6 protein-coding genes are annotated in these 7,902 nt (G+C 53.9%); all 6 read left to right on the top strand.

All coding sequences use genetic code 11. The annotated features are described in order from the left end of the window. Positions 1-794 precede the first annotated feature (794 nt). The 6 genes from dppA (at position 795) to FDW94_RS22640 (ending at position 7,874) form a co-directional block, all read left to right on the top strand. A complete protein-coding gene (gene dppA / locus FDW94_RS22670; protein ID WP_003827414.1) occupies positions 795-2,402 on the top strand; it encodes a dipeptide ABC transporter periplasmic-binding protein DppA in 1,608 nt (535 codons plus the stop codon). Between the two features lie 166 nt (positions 2,403-2,568). After that, on the top strand, positions 2,569-3,588 hold the full coding sequence (gene dppB, locus FDW94_RS22660; protein WP_003827415.1) for a dipeptide ABC transporter permease DppB: 1,020 nt from the start codon (positions 2,569-2,571) through the stop codon (positions 3,586-3,588). 9 nt (positions 3,589-3,597) lie between these two features. Beyond that, positions 3,598-4,500 (top strand): dipeptide ABC transporter permease DppC, encoded by a 903-nt coding sequence (gene dppC, locus FDW94_RS22655; protein ID WP_048215338.1) that lies wholly within the window; start codon positions 3,598-3,600, stop codon positions 4,498-4,500. 10 nt (positions 4,501-4,510) lie between these two features. Further along, the gene (gene dppD / locus FDW94_RS22650; RefSeq protein WP_003024317.1) at positions 4,511-5,494 is read left to right on the top strand and encodes a dipeptide ABC transporter ATP-binding protein; all 984 of its coding nucleotides are present in this window, start codon (positions 4,511-4,513) and stop codon (positions 5,492-5,494) included. Next, positions 5,491-6,495 carry a dipeptide ABC transporter ATP-binding subunit DppF gene (gene dppF / locus FDW94_RS22645; RefSeq protein ID WP_008786417.1) on the top strand — a complete coding sequence of 335 codons (1,005 nt, stop codon included), beginning with the start codon at positions 5,491-5,493 and terminating at the stop codon, positions 6,493-6,495. Before dppD ends, dppF begins: the two co-directional genes overlap by 4 nt. Before the next feature lie 176 nt (positions 6,496-6,671). Beyond that, positions 6,672-7,874 carry a sigma 54-interacting transcriptional regulator gene (locus FDW94_RS22640; RefSeq protein WP_057067482.1) on the top strand — a complete coding sequence of 401 codons (1,203 nt, stop codon included), beginning with the start codon at positions 6,672-6,674 and terminating at the stop codon, positions 7,872-7,874. The last annotated feature ends 28 nt before the right edge of the window (positions 7,875-7,902 follow it).

Genomic DNA, 7,902 nt, shown 5'->3' with positions numbered 1-7,902 from the left:
GCGCAAGCGCCTTATCCGGCCTACAGGCGAAGCGCCATCAGGCAAAACATCACGCTATAACAGACACTGCCGGATGCGGCGCAAGCGCCTTATCCGGCCTACAGGCGAAGCGGCATCAGGCAAAACATCACGCTATAACAGACATTGCCGGATGGCGGCGCAATCGCCTTATCCGGCCTACAGGCGAAGCGCTGGCAGGGCGTCTTTTGTGTTTTTCCGACCCCACGTTTGACCTTCATTTTATCTGCCAAAATTGTGCACCACTTCCCACTGACTGTTAACGATTCTGTGACATATTCCATTGCCTTTTTTTATATTTGCTTGAAACTTTTTTTGCGCTACTTATGGCTGAAGCTGGCATTTTCCGCTGTGCGCTTTAACGTTCATGGTATTAATCGCTCAGATATGCAGCATTAATTTAGAAAGTTTGAATAAATTGCATAAATGTTAATCACCAAATGTTGCGAAATATGAAGATGTTTATTCTGGCATAGTACGCGTAGCACAAATTTCCCTGCTGAAAATGTCCTTCCGCACTTTTTTTAATCTTTGTTTGTGAATTCTCACCGTTGGCGTAAATCACGGTGACCTGTATTGACGTTTTCACATTCTGTTGACAGATTGTAGGGTATGAGGGGCATTTCATGGAGAATCCGCACTGCAACTCAGTCGCTTATGTGAACGGAATCCCCATCCTCTTAACGCCGACCCGGCCGGGTAAAAAACAAAAAAGGCCAGGCGGTGCAAACCCACTGCAAAGGGTAAAACAACAAACATCACATTGGAGCAGAAGAATGAGTATTTCCTTGAAGAAGTCAGGGATGCTGAAGCTTGGTCTGAGCCTGGTGGCTATGACCGTCGCAGCAAGCGTACAGGCTAAAACTCTGGTTTATTGTTCAGAAGGATCTCCTGAAGGCTTTAACCCGCAGCTTTTCACCTCTGGCACCACCTATGATGCCAGCTCCGTACCGATCTATAACCGCCTGGTCGAGTTCAAAACCGGTACGACTGAAGTGATCCCGGGCCTTGCTGAGAAGTGGGAAATCAGCGAAGACGGCAAAACCTACACCTTCCACCTGCGTCAGGGCGTGAAGTGGCAGGACAACAAAGAATTTAAACCGACGCGCGATTTTAACGCCGATGACGTGGTGTTCTCTTTCGATCGTCAGAAAAATGCCCAGAACCCGTACCATAAAGTCTCTGGCGGCAGCTATGAATACTTCGAAGGGATGGGTCTGCCGGATCTGATCTCCGAAGTGAAAAAAGTGGACGATAAAACCGTTCAGTTCGTGCTGACTCGCCCGGAAGCGCCGTTCCTGGCTGACCTGGCGATGGACTTCGCTTCTATTCTTTCCAAAGAATATGCTGACAACATGCTGAAAGCCGGTTCTCCGGAGAAAGTGGATCTGAACCCAATTGGTACCGGTCCGTTCCAGCTGCAGCAGTACCAGAAAGACTCCCGTATTCTGTATAAAGCATTCGAAGGTTACTGGGGCACCAAGCCGCAGATCGACCGTCTGGTCTTCTCCATTACGCCTGACGCTTCCGTGCGTTACGCCAAACTGCAGAAGAACGAGTGCCAGGTGATGCCGTACCCGAACCCGGCAGACATCGCGCGCATGAAGCAGGATAAAAACATCAACCTGATGGAACAGGCGGGTCTGAACGTTGGCTACCTCTCTTTCAACACCGAGAAAAAACCGTTTGATGACGTGAAAGTCCGTCAGGCGCTGACCTACGCGGTAAACAAAGAAGCGATCATCAAAGCGGTTTATCAGGGCGCTGGCGTTGCCGCGAAAAACCTGATCCCGCCGACCATGTGGGGCTATAACGACGACGTTAAAGACTACACCTACGATCCTGAGAAGGCCAAAGCGCTGCTGAAGGAAGCGGGTCAGGACAAAGGCTTTACCGTTGAGCTGTGGGCTATGCCGGTACAGCGTCCATATAACCCGAACGCACGTCGTATGGCAGAAATGGTTCAGGCTGACTGGGCGAAAATTGGCGTTCAGGCCAAGATTGTGACCTACGAGTGGGGCGAGTATCTGAAACGCGCCAAAGCGGGTGAACATCAGGCGGTGATGATGGGCTGGACCGGTGACAACGGGGATCCGGACAACTTCTTCGCGACCTTGTTCAGCTGTGCGGCAGCGAAAGACGGTTCCAACTACTCTCGCTGGTGCTACAAGCCGTTTGAAGACCTGATCCAGCCGGCGCGTGCGACCGACGATCACAACAAACGTATTGAACTGTACAAGCAAGCTCAGGTTGTTATGCACGACCAGGCTCCGGCTCTGATTGTTGCTCACTCCACCGTGTACGAACCAGTGCGTAAAGAAGTGAAAGGCTATGTGGTTGATCCATTAGGCAAACACCACTTCGAAAACGTCTCTGTCGAATAATTAAAAGCAATTAAGGAAGCGCTGCGCCCCGGTGTTGTTTAGGCCGGATAAGCGCAGCGCCCTCCGGCGTAATGCTTTACCCGCGATGCAGTTTGCGTGGGATAAGATTTGTGAGCAATACAGACTCACGGTTCCAGGCCGTGCGTCATTAGAGAGAATCCGGGTTATGTTGCAGTTCATTCTCCGACGTTTGGGACTCGTCATCCCCACGTTTATCGGTATCACTCTTCTCACCTTTGCCTTTGTCCATATGATCCCCGGCGATCCGGTTATGATCATGGCGGGTGAACGTGGGATCTCCCCTGAGCGTCATGCTCAACTGTTGGCTGAACTCGGTCTGGATAAGCCGATGTGGCAGCAGTACCTCCACTATATCTGGGGGGTTATGCATGGTGATTTAGGTATCTCACTGAAAAGCCGCTTACCGGTGTGGGAAGAGTTCGTACCTCGCTTCAAAGCAACGCTGGAACTCGGCGTCTGCGCGATGATTTTCGCCGTCGCAGTGGGTATCCCAGTGGGTGTACTTGCTGCCGTTAAGCGCGGCTCCATTTTCGATCACACGGCAGTTGGCCTGGCGCTGACCGGTTACTCTATGCCGATTTTCTGGTGGGGCATGATGCTGATCATGCTGGTTTCCGTGCAGTGGAACCTGACGCCAGTTTCTGGGCGGGTGAGCGACATGGTGTTCCTTGATGATTCCAATCCGCTAACCGGTTTTATGCTTATCGACACCGCCATCTGGGGTGAAGAGGGCAACTTTATTGATGCGTTGGCGCATATGATCCTGCCTGCGATGGTGCTGGGTACCATTCCTCTGGCGGTCATTGTGCGTATGACCCGTTCATCGATGCTGGAAGTGCTGGGTGAAGATTACATCCGTACCGCGCGCGCCAAAGGCCTGACTCGTATGCGCGTCATCATTATTCACGCTCTGCGTAACGCGATGCTGCCCGTGGTGACCGTTATCGGCCTGCAGGTTGGTACGTTGCTGGCCGGGGCGATCCTGACCGAGACCATCTTCTCGTGGCCGGGACTGGGGCGCTGGCTGATCGATGCGCTGCAACGCCGCGATTATCCGGTGGTGCAGGGCGGGGTGCTGCTGGTCGCGACGATGATTATCCTCGTCAACCTGCTGGTAGACCTGCTGTACGGCGTGGTGAACCCGCGTATTCGGCATAAGAAGTAAGGGGCCATCATGTCACAGGTTACTGAAAATAAAGTTATTGCTGCACCGGTGCCGATGACTCCGCTGCAGGAGTTCTGGCACTATTTTAAACGCAACAAAGGTGCGGTTGTTGGGCTGGTGTACGTTGTGGTGATGATCCTGATTGCGGTCTTTGCCAACGTCCTCGCACCCTACAACCCGGCAGACCAGTTCCGCGATACGCTGCTGGCTCCTCCCGCGTGGCAGGACGGCGGTACCATGGCGCATCTGTTTGGTACTGATGATGTAGGCCGCGACGTGTTGTCCCGCCTGATGTACGGTGCGCGTCTGTCGCTGTTGGTCGGCTGTCTGGTGGTAGTACTCTCCCTGCTGATGGGTGTGGTTCTTGGGCTGATCGCCGGTTACTTTGGCGGGATTGTCGATAACGTCATCATGCGTGTGGTCGATATCATGCTGGCATTGCCGAGCCTGTTGCTGGCACTGGTGCTGGTGGCTGTATTTGGCCCCTCGATTGGCAACGCCGCGCTGGCGCTGACGTTCGTGGCATTGCCGCACTATGTCCGTTTGACGCGCGCCGCCGTGCTGGTGGAGGTTAACCGCGACTACGTCACTGCATCTCGCGTGGCGGGAGCCGGCGCGATGCGCCAGATGTTCGTCAACATTCTTCCTAACTGTCTTGCGCCGCTGATTGTTCAGGCGTCGCTTGGCTTCTCTAACGCCATTCTCGATATGGCTGCCCTCGGCTTCCTGGGGATGGGCGCACAGCCGCCTACGCCGGAATGGGGCACCATGCTCTCTGACGTTCTGCAGTTTGCCCAAAGCGCCTGGTGGGTTGTGACCTTCCCGGGGCTGGCGATCCTGTTGACGGTGCTGGCATTTAACCTGATGGGTGACGGTCTGCGTGACGCGCTCGATCCCAAACTGAAGCAGTAAGAGGTTCGAGATGGCGTTATTAAATGTAGATAAATTATCGGTGCATTTCGGCGACGTAGGTTCCGAATTCCGCGCCGTAGACCGCATTAGCTACAGTGTGAATCAGGGTGAAGTGGTTGGCATTGTAGGAGAGTCCGGCTCTGGTAAGTCCGTCAGTTCGCTGGCGATTATGGGACTGATTGACTACCCAGGCCGCGTTATGGCCGAAAATCTGGAGTTTAATGGTCGCGACCTGAAGCGCATCTCTGAGAAAGAGCGTCGCCAGTTAGTGGGTGCGGAAGTGGCGATGATCTTCCAGGACCCGATGACCAGCCTTAACCCCTGCTACACCGTCGGCTACCAGATTATGGAAGCCATTAAAGTGCACCAGGGCGGCAACAAAAAAACGCGTATTCAGCGGGCAATAGACCTGCTGACGCTGGTGGGTATCCCCGATCCGGCCTCACGTCTGGATGTATATCCGCACCAGTTGTCCGGTGGGATGAGCCAGCGCGTGATGATCGCGATGGCGATAGCCTGTCGTCCGAAACTGCTGATTGCCGACGAACCGACAACGGCGCTGGATGTGACTATTCAGGCGCAGATCATCGAGCTACTGCTGGAATTGCAGCAAAAAGAGAACATGGCGCTGGTCTTAATCACGCACGATCTGGCGCTGGTGGCTGAAGCGGCACACAAAATCATCGTGATGTACGCCGGCCAGGTGGTAGAAACCGGAGCCGCGCAGGATATCTTTCGCGCGCCGCGTCATCCTTACACCCAGGCGCTGCTGCGCGCGCTGCCTGAGTTTGCTCAGGATAAAGCACGTCTGGCCTCGCTGCCGGGCGTGGTTCCCGGGAAATATGACCGCCCGAGCGGCTGTTTGCTGAACCCACGCTGCCCCTATGCGACCGACAAATGCCGCGCTGAAGAACCTGAACTGAACCTGCTGGAAGGCGGTCGTCAGTCGAAATGCCACTACCCACTTGATGATGCCGGGAGGCCTGGGCTATGAGTACGCAAAAGGCCACTTTGTCACAGCCGCTGTTGCAGGCTATTGATCTGAAAAAACACTACCCGGTGAAAAAGGGCATGTTCGCCCCGGAGCGCCTGGTGAAAGCGCTGGACGGCGTCTCCTTTACCTTAGAGCGTGGTAAAACGCTGGCGGTGGTAGGCGAGTCGGGCTGTGGGAAATCCACCCTTGGCCGCCTGCTGACGATGATTGAAGTCCCGACCGGCGGTGAGCTGTATTACCAGGGACAGGATCTGCTTAAGCACGACCCGCAGGCGCAAAAGCTGCGTCGGCAGAAAATCCAGATTGTATTCCAGAACCCGTACGGTTCCCTGAACCCGCGTAAGAAAGTGGGGCAGATTCTGGAAGAGCCGCTGCTGATCAACTCCACGCTCAGCAAAGAGGAGCGTCGTGAAAAAGCGCTGGCGATGATGGCGAAAGTGGGGCTGAAAACCGAACACTACGACCGCTATCCGCATATGTTCTCCGGCGGTCAGCGTCAGCGTATTGCCATCGCTCGCGGTCTGATGCTTGACCCGGACGTGGTGATTGCCGATGAACCGGTCTCAGCGCTGGACGTCTCGGTGCGTGCGCAGGTGCTGAATCTGATGATGGATTTGCAGCAGGAACTGGGGCTGTCATACGTCTTTATCTCGCACGACCTGTCGGTGGTCGAGCACATTGCCGATGAAGTGATGGTGATGTATTTAGGCCGCTGCGTGGAGAAAGGGACGAAGGACCAAATCTTCAATAATCCGCGTCATCCGTACACGCAAGCGCTGCTCTCCGCAACGCCGCGTCTGAACCCGGACGATCGCCGTGAGCGTATCAAGCTGACCGGTGAACTGCCAAGCCCGCTGAATCCGCCGCCGGGCTGCGCGTTTAACGCCCGCTGCCGTCGTCGCTTTGGTCCGTGTACCCAGCTTCAGCCGCAGTTGAAAGATTACGGCGGTCAACTGGTGGCTTGTTTTGCCGTTGACCAGGATGAAAACCCACAGCAATAAACCTGGGTTATGACCCGATAACCGGAGCCTTGTGCTCCGGTTTTTTTATATTTTCTCTTTACGTCCACAATGTGAGTCCTTTGGCAGAACATTATTCCACAGCGTCTAGAATGTAGTCAGATTCCCTCTAGTCACAAAAATATCTATTTCGCAGTTGCTAACTACCAGGAGCAAATGTGGTCACGATACGCTGGGATATTAAAACAATTGATCGTCTGTCGATGGTTGAGGATGTCCTGAAGGAGTTTTCCTGCTGTGATATCAATATCATCTCCATGAAAGTCACGCCTGGGCGGATCCTGATTAAATCCTGGTGCCGCCAGCTACAGGATATTTCCTGTGTGCAATCCTGTTTAAGCCAGCGCGCCGATATTATTCATGTCGCTTACCTCTGTGAGGAGATAAGTGAGCTGTCAACGCCGGAACCGGAACGCCCGCGCTATTTCTCTGACATTATTTGCAGCAGCCAGAGCATGCACGCGCTTATCGAAAAGGCGATAAAAATTGCCGACAGCAAATATACCGTTCTGATCCGTGGCGATACGGGGACCGGTAAAGAGCTGCTGGCCCGGGCTATCCATAATTCCGGGCAGCGACGTTTTTATCCGTTTATTCCGGTCAACTGCTCTGCGCTACCTGAGTCGCTAATGGAGAGTGAATTCTTTGGCTATGAGAAAGGGGCTTTCAGCGGCGCGGATTGTAAAGGCAAAAAAGGGCTGTTTGAAATGGCCGATAAAGGCACCCTTTTTCTCGATGAGTTTGGCGAAATGTCGCTGAGCTTACAGGCTAAACTCCTGCGCGTGCTTCAGGATGGCGGGATTCGGCGCGTTGGCGGAGCGCATATTATTCCGGTCAATGTGCGTATTATTGTGGCAACCAATGCCAATCTGGAAGAGATGGTAGAACAACGTCTGCTGCGCGCCGATCTCTATTACCGCATCAACGTGCTTTCACTGACCATTCCACCTTTGCGCGAGCGTCCACAGGATATCAGCCTGCTGATTCGCCACTTTGTGCAGAAATACGCGAAGGAATTCCAGCGGCGGATCATTCTGGATAAAGCCTGTTTTGATGCCCTGCACCATCACACCTGGCCGGGAAACGTGCGCGAACTGGAAAATACCATTATTCGCCTGATGCTGATGGCGGAATCCGATGTTATTACGCGGGAAGAATTAGGGATGGTGAATTTGCCTGCCGTTGAGCGGGGCCCGACAGAACGTCCTTTTAAAGAGCAGGTTCTGTGTGCTGAACGCCAGCTCATTGAACAGATGGTGGAAGATAATGTGTCGTCACGGCATATCGCCAAAGCGCTGGGCGTGTCGCACACCACGGTGCTGAATAAAATTCGCGGCTATCAGCTGGAGAGTGTGAGTTAAGCGCCGCCAGCGTCTGACGGCGCGATAT

Source organism: Citrobacter sp. wls757 (genome assembly GCF_005280935.1).
GTDB classification, from domain to species: domain Bacteria; phylum Pseudomonadota; class Gammaproteobacteria; order Enterobacterales; family Enterobacteriaceae; genus Citrobacter; species Citrobacter portucalensis.
The sequence above is the reverse complement of the archived record's forward strand: the minus strand, read 5'-3'. Positions and strand labels throughout refer to the sequence as shown.

What these genes read in the sequence shown, in the direction of transcription:
- dppA (WP_003827414.1), top strand. Translation starts at nt 795, where the DNA reads ATGAGTATTTCCTTGAAGAAGTCAGGGATGCTGAAGCTTGGTCTGAGC.
- dppC (WP_048215338.1), top strand. Translation starts at nt 3,598, where the DNA reads ATGTCACAGGTTACTGAAAATAAAGTTATTGCTGCACCGGTGCCGATG.
- dppD (WP_003024317.1), top strand. Translation starts at nt 4,511, where the DNA reads ATGGCGTTATTAAATGTAGATAAATTATCGGTGCATTTCGGCGACGTA.
- dppF (WP_008786417.1), top strand. Translation starts at nt 5,491, where the DNA reads ATGAGTACGCAAAAGGCCACTTTGTCACAGCCGCTGTTGCAGGCTATT.
- dppB (WP_003827415.1), top strand. Translation starts at nt 2,569, where the DNA reads ATGTTGCAGTTCATTCTCCGACGTTTGGGACTCGTCATCCCCACGTTT.